The following is a 15,762-nucleotide window of genomic DNA, read 5'->3' as shown; positions in this document are numbered from 1 at the left end:
TAATGCCCCTGCCGATTGCAAAGCCCTTTTGGTATGCGATCACGCCCGATGATTCGGATGATCGCCGCTGGCGCACGCACGTTGCTGCCGTTTTGGCGGCGCGCCCCGAGGTGGTGCAGTACCGCAACAAAGCGGCGGACCGGTCGCTGCGGCAGCAGCAAGCCGAGTGGCTGGTCGCGCGGGCGCACGAGGAAGGGGTGACGCTCGTGATCATCAACGATGATTGGCAGCTCGCTCAACCGCTGGGCGCGGGGGTGCACTTGGGGAAAGCCGATCGGGCAGTCGCTGAGGTGCGCGAGCTGTTGGGGCCGCAGGTGGTGATCGGCGCGAGCTGCTACGACTCCCATGCCCGGGCAATCGAGGCGGTCGCGGCAGGGGCGAGTTACGTCGCATTTGGCGCGCTCTTCCCGTCGCGCACGAAGCCCAACGCGCGGCAAGTTGCGCCGCAGATCTTTCGCGAAACAGCGACGTTGGGCGTTCCGCGCGTCGCGATTGGCGGGGTGACGCTCGAGCGGGTGCCGGAGCTGTTGGCGCTGGGGGTCGAAGGGGTTGCGGTGATCGGTGACCTCTTTGCGCGCGAGACGGTCGCAGCGATTGCCGCGCGGGCTCGGGCGTGGCGAGCGCTTTTCGACCGCTACCAAGAGGCGGCAACGAGCAGAGAACCTAGAGCAGGAGAAGAGAATGGACGCGAATGAGCAGTGGTTTGCCCGCGCGCAGCGGGTGATTCCGGGTGGGGTCAATTCGCCGGTGCGCGCCTTTCGCGCCGTCGGAGGGACGCCGCGCTTTATCCGCCGCGCTGAAGGTCCCTATGTTTGGGACGAGAATGGCGCGCGCTACCTCGATTATGTCGGCTCGTGGGGGCCTGCGATCGCCGGCCATGCCCACCCCAAGATCGTCGCTGCGGTGCGCGCCGCCGCGGGCGACGGCCTCTCGTTCGGGGCGCCGACGGCGCGCGAGGTCGAATTCGCCGAGCGGCTCTGTGCGCTCCTTCCGTCGCTCGAGATGGTGCGGCTGGTGAGCTCCGGCACGGAAGCGACGATGAGTGCGATTCGCCTCGCCCGCGGGGTGACGGGGCGGCCGCTCCTGGTCAAGTTCGAGGGGTGTTACCACGGCCACGCCGACAGTCTCCTCGTCAAAGCGGGGTCGGGGGCGCTCACCTTCGGCCACCCGAGCTCCGCCGGGGTACCCGAAGCGATCGCGCACCAGACGGTGGTTCTCCCCTACAACGACTGCGCGGCGGTTGAAGCGCTCTTTGCCGAACGGGGGGAGGCGATCGCCGCGGTGATCGTCGAGCCGATTGCGGGCAACATGAACCTGGTGCGGCCGACACCCGAGTTTTTGCCGCTCTTGCGCCGCCTCTGCGACCGCTATGGGGCGGTCCTCATCTTCGACGAGGTGATGACCGGTTTTCGCGTTGGGCTCACCGGCGTGCAGGGGCTCGTGGGGGTTACTCCCGACTTGACGACGCTCGGGAAAGTGATCGGGGGTGGGATGCCGCTCGCCGCCTTTGGCGGCAAACGGGCGTTGATGGAGCACCTTGCGCCGCTCGGTCCCGTCTACCAGGCGGGGACCCTTTCGGGGTCACCGGTTGCGGTCGCCGCCGGGTTGGCGGCGCTCGAACTCATCAGCGAACCCGGTTTCTACGAGACCCTCGGAACGAAAACGGCGCAGCTCGTCGCCGGGCTCACCGCAGCGGCGGCAGAGGCGCGGGTGCCGTTTGCAGCCGACAGCGTCGGCGGGATGTTCGGGATCTATTTCGCGCCCCAGGTGCCGACCTCCTACGCCGAGGTGACCGCGTGCGACGTCGAGCGGTTCAAAGCCTTTTTCCACGCGATGTTGGCGCGCGGCCACTACTTTGCGCCGTCGGCGTTCGAGGCCGGTTTTGTCTCTGCGGCGCACGGCGAAGCTGAAATCGCCTCAACGCTCGCCGCCGCCGGGGAGGTCTTCGCGCAGCTCGTCCGTGGGTGACGGGGCGAGACGCTCCTTGAGCGCCCGATAGACCGGCTCAGTCGCGGGGCGCACGCCACGCCAGAGCCAAAAGCTCTCTGCCGCCTGCTCGACGAGCATCCCAAGGCCGTCGATACACCGCGCCGCCCCCAGCGCCTGAGCTGCGGTGAGAAAGGGGGTGGGGTGAGCGCCGTACATCAGGTCGTAGGCACACCCCCCTTCTCTCCAGAGGGAAGACGAAAGAGGGAGCGGCTTGCCGCTGAGACTTGCGCTCGTCGCGTTGATCACGAGGTCAAACGGGGCTTCTCCTCCGCCATCCGCGAGTTGTCCCCACGGAAGCGCCGCGAGCGCCACGCCGTTGTGGCGGGCAAGGGGCAAAAAGGCTTCAACCAGGGCTTCGGCGCGGCGGTCGGTGCGGTTCGCGATGACGAGCGCCGCGGGGCTCATGCGGATGAGCGGTGCGACGATCCCTTTTGCTGCGCCGCCAGCGCCCAAGAGGAGAATCCGCGTGCCGGTGAGGCTCACTCCCCACCGCTCGGTCAAATCGCGGATCAGCCCCACCCCGTCGGTATTGTCGGCGAGGATGCGGCCGCTTGCCTCCGCAATCAGGGTGTTGGCGGCACCGGCCTCGGCGGCGCGGGGTGCCGCTTCGTCGGCGAACGCCAACGCCGCCTCTTTGAGCGGCACCGTGACGTTTGCCCCCTTGCCGCCCGCGCGGAAAAAGGCGCGTACCGTGTCGGGAAAGGTCTCTGGGGGGGCGTCGATTGCGGTGTAGTCGAGCGCTTGCCCGGTGGCTTCGGCAAAAGCGCGGTGGATCCACGGCGACTTGCTGTGGCTGATCGGGTGGCCAAAGACGGCGTAACGGTCGGTCATGGAGGTTCCTCACTCTTCTTGGTTACTCGGAGGTGAGCTTTTGATTGCGGGTAAAGGTCCACCGGCGGGTGATCACCAGGATATCGGTCTCCTGCGCGATCTCCGGCGGAAAGCGGGCAAAGGGCGACGCGAGGCGGACGATCTTCTTCGCCGCTTCGTCGAGGATCGGGTGGCCCGAGGAGCGGATGATCTGCGTGTCGACCACCTCCCCCTTGGCGTTGAGTGCCACCTGCAGGATCAGCGAGCCGTAGATCTTGCCGCGCGCTTCGCTCGGGTAGTTGAGGGTGCCGACCCGCTCCACCTTCTGGCGCCACGCTTCGAGGTAGAGCGCGTAGGGGTGGGATTGGGTCGAGACGCCGATGTGGCGGACGCGCGGCCGCTCGGCGATCGCGCGGGTCTCTTCGGCGATCTTCGCCTGAAGCTGCGCGATCGTCGCCGCGGCGTTGAGGAGATCGACGCCTCGCACCTCAGGGGTGGGCTCCGCGGCGGGACGGGGCTGACGCTCAGCTTCTGCCGGCTTTTGGGCTTTTGGCGACGGTTTGCGCTCCGGCGTTTTGTGCGGCGCTTGGCGTTGGGTGAGCTGAGGGGGCGTTGGCGTACCGGCGTCGTGGGTGGCGGGTTCCTGAGCGGAATCGACCGGTGCGGTAGCGGCTGCGCGTTGGGCGACGACCGGAGGGGCACTCGCCTCTTCCGTTGCGACGGGGGGCAGCGGCGCGGTGGGAAGCGCCGGCTGGGTACTCTCGCCGCCGCCGTCGAGGTCGGTTTGAGCGTGCCACTGCGCCTGCGGCGGACGCTCGGCGTTTCGGGCGTTGACGAGGATCACCTGTAGCGCGTCGTCGCGCCGCACCGCGGGCTGTTTCGGCGGGGCGACGAAGGTGAGCGACAAGAGGAGCGCATGGAGTACCCCCGAGAGGAGCAGGAACCGCGTGAACCGGGCGTCGGGTGCGAGCGTCATAGGGTTGCGAGGTAGCGCACCTGGAGTTCGAGATCGACGAGGTCAACCGCTTCCACGGCAAGCGAAACCCGCGCCCCTTGGGGGAGGGGCGGAAGCGACGGCACTTTGACGGCAAGCGGCGCACACTCGAGCCTGACCCAGTTTTCCCGCTGCACAGTGGCAGTGACGGTGGTGCGCTCCTCTTGCCGCAGCCAGCGCAGCGCCCAGTAGCGCTCCATGTGGCGCTGCCACTCTTGGTACTGGGCGTAGCGGCTTTCGAACGCGGGGATGACCTCTGCGAGTTCGTCGCCACTTGCCGCTTCGCCGACACCGAGGGTTGCGAGGAGCTGGCGTTGGTTGACGAGGTCGACGTAGCGTCTGAGGGGCGAGGTGGCCCAGAGGTAACAGGATACCCCTAATCCCTCGTGCGGTTCGGCGTGGATCGTCATGCGCACCTTTTCGCCAGGGGGTTGGCCGCGGTAGATTCCGGCAACGCCCTGTTCGCGCAACCACTCTCCCCAGCGCACGTTGGTCGCAATCGCCCACTCGCTCACCAGTTTGTCGAGCGGTGCGCCGCGGGGCCGCGGGACGAGCGTGACGTACCCCGGTCCGTCGGGGGTAGCGACCGCCCAGTCGACATAGAAGAGGTAGTCAATGATGCCGCTCGTCACCGAGGGTTTGCCGCGTCCCGCTTCAAAAACGGTGGCGACGTCCCACAGGAGCTTCAGTTCGTCGCGCCACGGAAACGGTTCGGGAAGGCCGTCGCGCAACTGCTCGTCGTTGAAGAAGGGCTCGAGGGCGTTGAGCCGGAGGTTCTCGGCGACATAGACCTGCTCGAGCCGCGTTTCGGTCCCCTCGAGCGCCAGCGACGGCGCCAGGTCGAAGTAGAGCGAGAGCGCCGGAACCCACCGCTTTTCGCCCAGAGTATGGGGGGCGATGGCGCTTTCGGGCAGCATCGTGATCTTCCGTCCCGGCATGTAGATGGTGGAGAGGCGTTCGCGCGCCCACGCCTCGAGCGGCGTCTCGGGGAGGATCGAGAGGGCGGGTGCGGCGATATGGACCCCGACCCGCCAGCCGCCGTTCGCCCGGCGGCGCAGCGAAAAGGCGTCGTCGATCTCAGTCGTGGTGTGGTCGTCGATCGAAAAGGCAGGCGCGTCGGCTTGGGGAAGCGACGGCCACGAGGCGGCGAGCTGCTCGTCCCAGTGGGGGGGTGGGGCGTCATCGGGGAGCAGTTCGTGGGCGAAGCGGCCGAAGTGGTAGTCGTGGGTCGAGGCCACCGCGCCGAGTTCGATCAAAAGGCGGGTGGGGGTGGTGGCGCGCTCAGAGGCTGCGGCTTCGAGTGCCTGCGTCTCGATCCGGTTGCGGTCGGGGGCGTAGAGGAGCTGCGGGAGGAGCGGCGTCCACTCTTCAGGAAGGTGGCCGGAGAGGAGCGTTGCGCGCCACGCGTCGATCTGCTCCTGGCGTTTCCGTTTTTTCTCCAGCCCCGCGAGCGCCGCTTGGAGGATCTCCGGAGGGGCTTTGCGAAAGAGCCCCTTGCCCTTACGGTGGAAGTAGATCGGGGCGCTGTGGAGTTTCAAAAGCATCGCCGCGCGTTCCACCGCCGAGGGGGTGTTGCCGAAGTACTCTGCGGCGAGCGTCTCAAAGGAGAAGGGCTCCTCCGGGGCGACCTCCCAGAGAAAGTCGAGGTCGAGCGTTGCCACAAGTTCTTCTGCTTCGGGCAAGAGGCGCTCCGGCTCGGGGTCTCGGAAGGTCAAGAGGATATTGCTCGCCTTGACCTTGATGCGGCGACCGCTCGCCATCTCGACCTGAACGGTGGCGTCACTCCCTCCCAGTTGGGTGCCGGTTTTGAACGTTCCTGCCTCTTCGAAAAGGAGATACATGAGATCGAGCCAGTAAAAAAAGCGAGTTTACCGTACGATCGGCAAGATCCCCGCGCGGTGGCACCAGGAGAGGACGGCGTCACGGGAGAAAGGGAGGAGTTCGCCGCATCCCCCGGTAAATTCTGCCCACGCGTCGCGCCACGTGTCGGCAACCGCGGTGAGCACCGGCACGTCAGCTTCCAGCGCCAAGGCGATCTCGTCGCGAAAACCTTTTCCTTGGGCCTCCAGTTCGCCAAATTTGCTGAAGACCACCAGATCGGGGCGCGGTAACGTGAGGAGCGCCTGGCGCACCTGAGCCGCGGCAAAGAGGAGGGCGTCGGGGTCGAGGCGGCACGACTGCGCCATTTTTCCCAAATCTTGCGCGAGGTTGATCCGTTGGTGTGAAGGGAGGATCTCGAGGGCCATCGCGCATGGATCATCGGGGACACAAAGCCAGTGCTGCACGGTGCCATAGATCACCACTCCGCGCGCTGAGAGCTCTGCGACAACCTCTTTGAGCAGCGTATCGGCATGCTCCCCTCGGCGATAGGCGATGGCGGCAAGTTTCATGACCCGACTCAAGTTTTTTCTCCAGTTGCCGATATTATCCTGCATACGGGGCAAGATGGACTGGACGGTTCGTAGGAAAGAAGGGGGCAGCGTGCGTTCGATGAGGGGGGTCATTGCTGGGGTGGCGATGCTCATGTGGCTGCCGATCGCGCACGCCGAGTGGGTGACCGTCGCCAAAGACCGCGAGCGGGAGGTGCAGGTTGACACCGAGACGATTCTGCCGGCTGAAGCGGGGATTAAAGTCGCTTGGGGACGGGTGGTCTTTACTCCCGCCGAGGCGGAGCGGCTTGGCTTTTTCGCGATTCGGGCGCTCAACCGCTTTGATTGCCAGAAGCGGACCTTCACCACGGTGAAACGGGTCTATCTCAATCGTGAGGAGCTGCCGATTCGCGAAGAGATGGTTGCAGAGCAGCAGGCGGTTCCGGTGGTCAAGGGGAGTGTCGATGAACGGTTGTGGCGTGCCGTCTGCCAACCGGCTTCCCCTCAGGAGTTGAAGCAGGCGGCGGAGCAGGCGTTGCAATCGGCCAAAAGCGCGATGGAGCCTAAGGGGGGGAAAGAACCCCTTGCGGCTGAGGAGCGCAAGGGAGGAGCGACCCCACAAGCGGGCGCGGCAGGTGCGGGTGCAGGCTCAACTTCCCCGATTCCGATCGGGGTCGATCTTGCCGATCCCAGCCAACTCCCCCCTGAGATTGCCAGCCAGCCAGTACCCAATCTGTTGCCGCCCAAAGGGAAAGAGACGAAACCCGGTGGAGTGCCTCCTGTGGCTGCGCCTGCGGTGGGGTCGGCCACCCCGGCCCCTGCTGCGCCAACCGAAAAGACGCAAGTCCAGAATCGACTGCAGCTGCCGTCCAGGCAAGCGGAGGATAAGAGTGCGCCAAAGAGTGCGCCGCAGGCCGCCAGTCAAAAGAGTACGCCGTCGCCGGGTGAGAGCCCAAAGAGTAGGCCGCCGTCGCCCCCGGCAACAGCAGCTGCCCCGAAGCTGCCCGCGCCCAAATCCTCACCCAGCGGCACGAAAACACCGCCCGTCACGCGACGAGGCGCGCTCCCTCCCCCCGAGGCGTGGCGGTACGAGGGAGCGGGCGGAGCAGATCAGTGGCACCAGATGAGTCGGGAGTGGCGCCTCTGCAAGGAGGGGCGGCGGCAGGCGCCGATTGCCCTTGCGGGCGCGATCGCTGCGGAGATCGATTTCCCGCAGTGGCGGGTTCACCCTGCTTGGTATTGGGTCGAGCGCACGCCCCGCGGCGAAATTGTCCTCACCCCAACCGCAGCGCAAACGCTCTTGTGGCGGGGGCGGCTCTGGCAGCTCGAGCGCGCATCGTGGCACCACCCCGTTCTTCATCCGGGGCGCCCCGGGGGGAGTTGGGTTGGTTCGTGGCTGCTCACCTGGGTCGCCGAGGGGGAGCGGCTCCTCGTCGAACTCCCTGTGGCCCAAGGAGAGCGCACGGCGCCTGAGCTCGCTGTGCTCGCCGAATGGGTAAAAAGCGGCGGCAAAGGGGTCCGGATCTGGTGGGATTGGCGATCGCTTCTTCCGGTCGATGATTCGTTCACGCTCTATGAGGGGTCAGAGCCGTGGCCGCCCTGCCGCGAGGGGGTGGTGTGGCTCGTCTACCGCAACGGCAGTGAAGCTGAAGGGTCGGTCGTCGCACCCCTTATCGCCGGCCCGAGAACCAGCCGTCCGCCGCAGCCGGCACACGGCAGGCTGGTGGTCGAGGTGGCGCGGTAGCGTTGGGAGCGGGCGCAACGCCCTCGTGGGCAGCAGCTCACCGGTGCGGCGCTACGCTTGCGGCAGCGGGAGCCACCACGGCGCTTCCCCTTTCAAGAGCGGCCGTGACCGTTCGGTGAGCGCATACCCCCCCCTTTCGGTGAGCGTCAGTGCCCCGGTCAACAGCAGCGCCTGGAAGAGCCATTCCCACCGCTCCCGCGGAAGACGAACACCGATGCCAAAGAGTTGCAAACGGTCGTACCCGGCGGAGACAACGCGGCTCGTTGCATTGCCCCGCAGAACGTCGATGAGGGTGTTGGCGCCGTGCCGCTGACCGGTGCGGTAGACGGCCGAGAGGGCCATCTGGGCTGCTTCGCGCGCGTCCCAACGCTGCGGAGGGTTGAGGCAGTGGTCGCAGCGGCCGCATGGGCCGATCGTCTCGCCGAAGTAGGCGAGTAACGGTTGGCGACGGCAGCTGTGCGCGAGGATCACCGCTGCCAGCGCGTCCAACCGCGCGTGGGCGGCGCTGCGCTGCTCCGGGGAGAGCTGCCCGTTCTGTTCGATGGCGAGGCGCCAGCGGGCGGCATCCTCCCCGCGCCAGTAGAGCTGCGCGTAGGCCGGCTCACCGTCGCGCCCCGCGCGCCCGGTCTCTTGGTAGTACCCTTCGAGCGAGCGGGGAAGGTCGAGATGGGCGACAAAACGGACGTCGGGTTTGTCGATCCCCATCCCGAAGGCGATCGTCGCCACCATCACCAAGCCGTTACGGTGGAGGAACTGGTGCTGCCGTGCGCGGCGCGTGGTTGCGTCGAGCCCCGCGTGGTAGGCGAGTGCAGGAACGCCGTGCGCCGCGAGCCACGCCGAAACCCGTTCGGTCTTTGCTCGACTGCCGCAATAGACGATGGTGCTCCCGTCGAGTGGCCGCTTGCGCATCGCCGCAAGGAGCTGCCGTTTGCCGTCGCCGCTCCTCTGGCGCATCGCGTAGAAGAGGTTGGTTCGGTCGAAGCTCGAGAGAAAGAGGCGGGCGCGATGAAGCGCTAGCCGGGCGACGATCTCGTCGCGCGCGGCCTTGTCGGCGGTTGCGGTGAGCGCGACCCGTGGCACCGTGGGGTAACGGAGCGGTAAGAGGGCGAGCTGGAGATACTCCGGGCGAAAATCGTGGCCCCACTGCCAGACGCAGTGGGCTTCGTCGATGGCAAAGAGGGCAAGCCGCCCGTCGAGGTAGAGGGCGTCGAGCAACGCCATAAAACGGGGCGTCGGCAACCGCTCCGGAGCGACGAAAAGGAGCTTGATTCTGCCCGTGAACGCCGCATCGAGCACGCCGTCCTGCTCAGTTTCGTCGTGCCCCGAGTGGAGCGCCGCTGCAGGGATCCCGCGCGCGGTGAGCGACTGCACCTGGTCGTCCATGAGCGCGATCAGGGGGGAGAAGACCACCGCGAGCCCTTCGCGCATCAGCGCCGGCAGCTGGTAGCAGAGCGATTTCCCACCCCCCGTGGGCATGAGGACGAGCGCGTCGCCGCCCGCGGCGATGTGGCAGACGATCTCCTCTTGCTGCGGCCGGAAGGCGCGCAGGCCAAAGCGCTCGCGCAGCAGTTGCCGCGCGCGCGTCGCAAGCCCCGCGTCGCCCGTCTGCTCAGCTTGTGGCGACGCGGGGGAGCGAAGCGTCTTTGTGGTCACGAAGGATCAGAGGCGGGGATGTAGAGCTCAGCCCCCATTTTCTTGAACGCCTCTGCTTGCGCCTCCATCCCCGCTTGGAGCGCGGTTTCGGCGTCGAGCCCCTTCTGCTCGGCAAACGCCCGGACCTCTTGGGTGATCTTCATGCTGCAGAAGTGGGGCCCACACATCGAGCAGAAGTGGGCGAGCTTGGCCGACTCCTTGGGGAGCGTCTCGTCGTGGAACTCGCGTGCTTTGTCGGGGTCGAGGGAGAGGTTGAACTGATCAACCCAGCGGAATTCGAAGCGCGCTTTGGAGAGGGCATTGTCGCGAATCTGCGCCCCCGGGTGCCCCTTGGCGAGGTCGGCAGCGTGCGCGGCGATCTTGTAGGCGATGATTCCCTCTTTGACATCCTCCTTGTTCGGCAGCCCCAGGTGCTCTTTCGGCGTGACGTAGCAGAGCATCGCGGTGCCGTACCAGCCGATCTGCGCCGCACCAATGGCGCTCGCGAGGTGATCATACCCCGGCGAGATGTCGGTGACGAGCGGCCCCAGGGTGTAGAAGGGGGCGTCGTGGCACCACTCGCGCTCCTTCACGACATTCTCTTCGATGAGCTGCATCGGCACGTGGCCCGGCCCCTCGATCATCACCTGGACGTCGTGGCGCCAAGCGATTTCGGTGAGCTCCCCGAGGGTTTTCAGTTCCGCGAGTTGCGCTTCGTCGTTCGCGTCATAGATCGAGCCGGGGCGCAGCCCGTCGCCGAGGCTGAAGGCGACGTCGTACGCCTTCATGATCTCGCAGATCTCTTCGAAATGGGTATAGAGGAAATTCTCCTGATGGTGGGCAAGGCACCACTTCGCCATGATCGAACCGCCTCGGCTGACGATCCCGGTGAGCCGTTCGGCGGTGAGCGGAATGTAGCGCAGCAGCACCCCCGCGTGGATGGTGAAGTAGTCAACCCCTTGCTCCGCCTGTTCGATCAGCGTGTCGCGGAAAATCTCCCAGGTGAGCTCTTCGGCTTTACCGTCCACCTTCTCGAGCGCCTGGTAGATCGGCACGGTGCCGATTGGCACAGGGCTGTTGCGGACGATCCACTCGCGGGTCTCGTGGATGTGTTTGCCGGTCGAGAGGTCCATCACGGTGTCGGCCCCCCAGCGGATCGCCCAGGTCATCTTGTCGACTTCGGTCTGGATGTCGGAGGCGAGCGCTGAGTTGCCGATGTTGGCGTTGATCTTCACGAGGAAGTTGCGGCCAATGATCATCGGCTCCGACTCGGGGTGGTTGATGTTGGCGGGAATGATCGCGCGGCCGGCGGCGACCTCTTGCCGGACGAACTCGGGGGTGATCTCCTCAGGGATCGTCGCGCCGAACCCCTGCCCGCGATGCTGGCGTAGGAGCCGCTTCGCCCATTGCTGACCAACAGGGCCGGCCTCGCGGAGCGCCTCCAGGTAGGCCTTGCGGTTGAGGTTTTCGCGGATCGCGACGAACTCCATCTCGGGTGTGATGATGCCGCGTCGGGCGTAGTGCATCTGGGTGACGTTGCACCCCGGCTTTGCGCGCCGCGGCGTGCGGGTGAGCCCCGGGAAACGGAGGTTCTCGGTGGCGGGGTCGAGGAGCCGCTCGCGGCCATAGGCGCTCGAGGGAGCGGGCAGGGGTTCGGTGTCGCCGCGCTCCTCGATCCAGCGCGCGCGCAAGGGCGGCAACCCCTGCCGGATGTCGATCTTCGCGTCCGGGTCGGTGTAGGGGCCGGAGGTGTCGTAGACGAAGATGGGTGGGTTGGGCTCGACGCCGCCACCGGGGAGCAACGTCGGCGACTGGGTGATCTCGCGCATCGGGACGCGGAGATCGGGGCGGGAACCGGTGAGGTAAATCTTGCGGCTGTTGGGGAAGGGCTGGACTGCGGCCGCGTCGGGCCGCGCCAGGCGTGCGTCAAAGGGTGCGTTCATCGCGCCACTCCATTGTGGTCAAAGAAGCTGTTACGTTAGCGCAACCGCGGGTTTGGCGCAAGGTCTAGGAGACGTAACAGAGCGGAACCCGCCGCAGGTGGCAGAGGAGCTCATAGCCGATCGTCCCCGCTGCTTTCGCGACTTCGTCGACGGCGATCTGCGCGCCCCAGAGTTCCACGGACGCGCCGAGACCGACCGATTCGGGGAGATCGGTGAGATCGACCGTGAGGAGATCCATCGAGACGCGGCCGACGAGGCGCGTGCGGTAACCCGCCACCGCAACCGGCGTCCCTGTGGGGGCGCTCCGAGGGTAGCCGTCCCCGTAGCCGAGCGCGACGACCCCGATCCGGCTGCGGCGGGGGGCGACAAACGCTGCGCCGTAGCCGACCGCTTCTCCTGCGTCGATCCAGCGGGTGGCGATGAGCGCCGAGGTGAGCGTCATCACCGGGCGGAGCGCCACAGGTTTGGGCAAATGGGCGAAAGGGTTTGCGCCGTAAAGCGCAATCCCGGGGCGGGCCCACACCCCTTGCGCCTCGGGCCATGCGATCAGCGCGGCGGAGTTGGCAACACTCACGGGGCGCGAGCGGAAGGGCTCAGGCAGCGTTGCGATCGCGTGGCGAAAGGCGGCAATCTGCGCTCGGGTGTGCGGGTGGCCAGGTTCGTCGGCGCACGCGAGGTGGGTCATCCAGACGATCCGTTCGGGGGGATAGTCGATTCTCACGAGTCGCTCGACCACCCTTGCGAGCGCCTCGGGGGCGAAACCGAGCCGGTGCATGCCGCTGTCGACTTTGATCCACAGCTGTTCTGGCGACGGTGTGCCGCGTTGGTGCGCCGCTTCGAGCCACGCGAGTTGGTGGTCGCCGTGCAGAACACTCCAGAGACGGTGGTGCGCAACCTCGGCATACTCGTCGGCGGTGAGACACCCTTCCAGCAGCAGAATTGGTGCGGTGATCCCGGCATCGCGAAGCGCCACCGCCTCGTCGAGGAACGCCACGGCACAGCCATCGGCAAACGGAGCGAGGGCCTGAGCGCAAGGAATCGCACCGTGGCCGTAGGCGTTCGCTTTGACGACAGCCAGCGTCCGCCCCGGCTTCCCCTGCGCTTGCAGCCAGCGGTAGTTGGCAATCAGCGCCGCAAGATCGACCGTCGCGCGTGCCGGGCGCATCGGGTCAGTAGCTGACGTGGTGGGTTGCCGCAGCCGACCGATGGGGGTGCGGGCGATGGGCGATCTCAGGTTCACGCGGGCTTTTCGGCCCAAAGAGGCTGCCCAAAACCATCGCTACCGCCGCAGCAACCATCCCGATCACCTGCGGTTCGACCACCATCTCGGGGAGCGCAAAGGTAGCGAAGAGCCAGATCCCGAGCCCGGCGATGATCGCCATCATCGCGCCAAAGTTGGTCGCCCGCCGCCAGAAGACGCCGAAAAGGAGCGGGACGAACGCCCCGGCGAGCGTCACCCGGTAGGCGTTTTCGACCATCTTGTGGATCGAATCGTTGGTCGAGAGGGCGTAGAGGGTGACGAGGAGCGCAAAACCGACCACCGTCCAGCGGGTCGCGGTCAAGAGCTTGCGGTCGCTCATCCCCGGCGCGAGGCTTTTGACAACGTTTTCGGTAAATGTCACCGACGGGGCAAGGAGCGTACCGCTTGCCGTGCTCATGATCACCGCCAGGAGCGCGCCGAAGAAGACGATCTGCAGCCAGAGCGGCATCTCGACGGTCACCAGCGTCGGCAGGATCAACTGGGCGTCCTCTTTGAGGAGCCGCGCCGTGGTTTCAGGGTCGATGATCGTCGCGCTGTAGGCGATGAAGAGCGGAACGGCGGCAAAAAGGAAATAGGCGACGCCGCCGAGCGTCGTCCCCCACACCGCGACAAACTCATTTTTCGAGCTATTGACGCGCTGAAAGACGTCCTGTTGCGGAATCGATCCGAGCGCCATCGTGACCAGCGCCGCGATCCATCCCAAGACCGCCTGGGGGTCGGAGCGCGGAGGGAACCACTCGAGTTTCCCCGCGGCGTGGGCGTGTTCGATGACCGCGGTGAATCCTCCGGCTTTTTCGCCCGCGTAGAAGGCGACGAGCAATAGCCCCACGACGATCAGAATCATCTGGATGAAGGTGGTCCAGGCGACCGACCACATCCCGCCAAAGACGGTGTAGAGGAGCACCACCCCCGCGCCGATCAACACACCGGTGCTTTGCGCAATCGCCCCGTCGGAGAGGACGTTGAAGACGACGCCGAGCGCGGTGAATTGGGCGCCGACCCACCCGAGGTAGGAGATGACGATACAGAGCGAGAGGATGATCTCGACCGTGGGGCTGAAGCGGCGGCGAAAGAAGTCGCCAAGCGTCAGGAGATTCATCCGGTAAAGCGGCCGAGCGAAGATGAGGCCAAAGAGGACAAGACAGAGCGAGGCGCCGAGCGGGTCAGACGCGAGCCCCACCAGCCCCTTTTCGAGGAAGGTCGCGCTGATCCCGAGCACCGTCTCCGAACCGAACCAGGTGGCAAAGACCATCGCGAGCACGACGACAAAGGGGAGGTTGCGGCCAGCGACGAAGTAGTCGCGCGCGTTGTGGACCCGTGTTGCCGCCCAGAGGCCAACAGCGACCGAAATCAGCAGATAGAGGACGACAAAGGCAAGGAGCATCGGAGCCTCCCGATCAAAAAGCGCACAGGGTGTGGACAGAAAAACCGGCTTCGCGCAGCCGTGCGCTGCCGCCGAGCGCAGGAAGATCGATGATTGCTGCGGTCTCCACCACCGTGGCCCCCAGGCGGGAGAGGAGGCGGGCGGCAGCGAGCATCGTACCCCCGGTGGCGATCAGGTCGTCGATCAGCAGCACCCGGTCGTTCGGGTCGATCGCGTCGGTGTGGATCTCGATCTCCGATTCGCCGTACTCCAGAGTGTAGCGTTCGCGCAGGGTCGTCCAAGGGAGTTTTCCTGCTTTCCGGATCGGGATAAAACCGGCGTTGAGTTGATGCGCGACGACACTGCCGATGATGAAGCCGCGGGCGTCGATACCGGCGATACGATCGATTCGCGCCTTCATGTACCGGATCACGAAACACTCGACGAGGAGACGAAACGCCTGGGGGTCGAGGAGGAGCGGCGTGATATCGCGAAAAACGACCCCCGGTTTGGGCCAGTCGGGAATTGCGCGGATTCGCGCGATCAGCGGCGCAGGATCGGGGAGTGGTGGGGGGAGCAAGGACATAGCCATCTCCTACCAGAGCGCGAACTTGACGAAAAAGAGCGCGGCGATCACAACAACGGCTACAGGGAGCTCCTTCGCTCGGCCGCTCAAGATCTTCAGCGCCGCGTAGGTGATAAATCCGAATGCGATGCCATGGGCGATCGAGAAGGTAAAGGGCATCGTGAGTGCGGTCACCGCCGCCGGAGCCGATTCGGTGAGGTCATTCCAGTCCACTTCGGCAAGGCCGCGCGCCATCAGGATCGCGACGTAGAGGAGCGCCGGCGCCGTCGCGTAGGGGGGGACCATCGCCGCCAAGGGTGAGAAGAGGAGCGCAAGGAGAAAGAGTACCGCGACGACGATCGCCGTGAGCCCCGTGCGGCCGCCCACCGCCGTTCCTGCTGCCGATTCGATGTACGCCGTGGTCGAGGAGGTACCGAGTGCAGCACCGACGACGATTGCCGTGGAGTCAGCCAAAAGCGCCCGCTCCATCCGCGGTAGCTTCCCGTCGGCGGTGAGGAGCCCGGCGCGGTGGGCCACCCCGATCAACGTACCCGAAGCGTCGAAGAGTTCGACCAGGAAAAAGGTCATCACCACGGACAGGAGGCCAACGTGCAGCGCTCCCGGGATATCCATCGCAAGAAAAGTCGGCGCAAGCGACGGCGGCGGTGCGACGACCCCTTGAAAGGGCGTCAAGCCGAGTACTACCGAAAGGAAGGTGATCGCCAAAATCCCGATCAGAATCGCCCCTTTCACCTGCCGCGCTTCAAGGGCGAGAATCACCAGGAAGCCGAGGCAGGCAAGAAGCACAGGAGTCTGGTGGAGGTTACCCAGTGTCACCAAGGTTGCCGGATGGGCGACGACCACTCCGGCATTTTTGAGGCCGATGATGGCGAGAAAGAGGCCGATGCCGGCGGAGATCGCATATTTCAGGCTCTTCGGGATGGAGTTGATGACCCACTCGCGGATGCGAAAGAGCGACACCAGAACAAAGAGCACCCCCGAAATAAAGACAGCTCCCAGCGCCTGCTGCCAGGTAAATCCCATCGTACCGACAACGACAAAGGCAAAGTAGGCGTTGAGTCCCATCCCGGG

Annotated in this window: 13 protein-coding genes; 3 read left to right on the top strand and 10 right to left on the bottom strand. The window is 66.0% G+C overall.

Going from position 1 to position 15,762, the window contains the following annotated elements:
- Positions 1–2 precede the first annotated feature (2 nt).
- Positions 3–695, top strand: coding sequence for a thiamine phosphate synthase (locus ACYQ6T_RS09980; protein ID WP_459830457.1), 693 nt, complete (start codon positions 3–5; stop codon positions 693–695).
- Positions 682–1,968, top strand: coding sequence for a glutamate-1-semialdehyde 2,1-aminomutase (gene hemL, locus ACYQ6T_RS09975; RefSeq protein ID WP_459830456.1), 1,287 nt, complete (start codon positions 682–684; stop codon positions 1,966–1,968). The genes ACYQ6T_RS09980 and hemL overlap by 14 nt, the downstream gene beginning before the upstream one ends.
- Here hemL and aroE read toward each other — a convergent pair.
- The 4 genes from aroE to ACYQ6T_RS09955 are packed head-to-tail and all read right to left on the bottom strand — an operon-like array spanning position 1,918 to position 6,183.
- A complete protein-coding gene (gene aroE / locus ACYQ6T_RS09970) occupies positions 1,918–2,820 on the bottom strand; it encodes a shikimate dehydrogenase (protein ID WP_459830454.1) in 903 nt (300 codons plus the stop codon). The genes hemL and aroE overlap by 51 nt on opposite strands.
- A gap of 22 nt (positions 2,821–2,842) precedes the next feature.
- Entirely contained in the window at positions 2,843–3,775 is a 933-nt protein-coding gene (locus tag ACYQ6T_RS09965; protein ID WP_459830453.1) for an energy transducer TonB, read from the bottom strand.
- Positions 3,772–5,634 carry a ribonuclease catalytic domain-containing protein gene (locus ACYQ6T_RS09960; RefSeq protein ID WP_459830452.1) on the bottom strand — a complete coding sequence of 621 codons (1,863 nt, stop codon included), beginning with the start codon at positions 5,632–5,634 and terminating at the stop codon, positions 3,772–3,774. Before ACYQ6T_RS09960 ends, ACYQ6T_RS09965 begins: the two co-directional genes overlap by 4 nt.
- Positions 5,635–5,661: 27 nt before the next feature.
- A complete protein-coding gene (locus tag ACYQ6T_RS09955; RefSeq protein ID WP_459830451.1) occupies positions 5,662–6,183 on the bottom strand; it encodes a DUF2478 domain-containing protein in 522 nt (173 codons plus the stop codon).
- A gap of 100 nt (positions 6,184–6,283) precedes the next feature.
- Here ACYQ6T_RS09955 and ACYQ6T_RS09950 point away from each other — a divergent pair, with 100 nt between their 5' ends.
- Complete coding sequence (locus ACYQ6T_RS09950; RefSeq protein WP_459830449.1) at positions 6,284–7,906, top strand: surface-adhesin E family protein; 1,623 nt, start codon at positions 6,284–6,286, stop codon at positions 7,904–7,906.
- A 51-nt stretch (positions 7,907–7,957) separates the two neighbouring features.
- On the opposite strand, the gene ACYQ6T_RS09945 is transcribed toward ACYQ6T_RS09950, so the two are convergent.
- The 6 genes from ACYQ6T_RS09945 to ACYQ6T_RS09920 form a co-directional block, all read right to left on the bottom strand.
- Positions 7,958–9,559 (bottom strand): RecQ family ATP-dependent DNA helicase, encoded by a 1,602-nt coding sequence (locus ACYQ6T_RS09945; protein WP_459830448.1) that lies wholly within the window; start codon positions 9,557–9,559, stop codon positions 7,958–7,960.
- The gene (gene thiC, locus ACYQ6T_RS09940; protein WP_459830447.1) at positions 9,556–11,481 is read right to left on the bottom strand and encodes a phosphomethylpyrimidine synthase ThiC; all 1,926 of its coding nucleotides are present in this window, start codon (positions 11,479–11,481) and stop codon (positions 9,556–9,558) included. The genes ACYQ6T_RS09945 and thiC overlap by 4 nt, the downstream gene beginning before the upstream one ends.
- Positions 11,482–11,545: 64 nt before the next feature.
- A complete protein-coding gene (gene alr / locus ACYQ6T_RS09935) occupies positions 11,546–12,646 on the bottom strand; it encodes an alanine racemase (protein ID WP_459830458.1) in 1,101 nt (366 codons plus the stop codon).
- 4 nt (positions 12,647–12,650) lie between these two features.
- Positions 12,651–14,126: a high affinity choline transporter 1 gene (locus tag ACYQ6T_RS09930; protein ID WP_459830446.1), complete on the bottom strand. Its 1,476-nt coding sequence runs from the start codon at positions 14,124–14,126 to the stop codon at positions 12,651–12,653.
- Between the two features lie 13 nt (positions 14,127–14,139).
- Positions 14,140–14,697, bottom strand: a complete 558-nt coding sequence (locus ACYQ6T_RS09925; RefSeq protein ID WP_459830445.1) for an adenine phosphoribosyltransferase — start codon at positions 14,695–14,697, stop codon at positions 14,140–14,142.
- 3 nt (positions 14,698–14,700) lie between these two features.
- The coding region (locus ACYQ6T_RS09920; protein ID WP_459830444.1) for an NCS2 family permease at positions 14,701–15,762 on the bottom strand (1,062 nt) is incomplete at its 5' end.

The organism is Hydrogenophilus islandicus (genome assembly GCF_054657095.1).
Note: the sequence above shows the minus strand (reverse complement) of the source record. Positions and strands in the feature narration are given on the sequence as shown.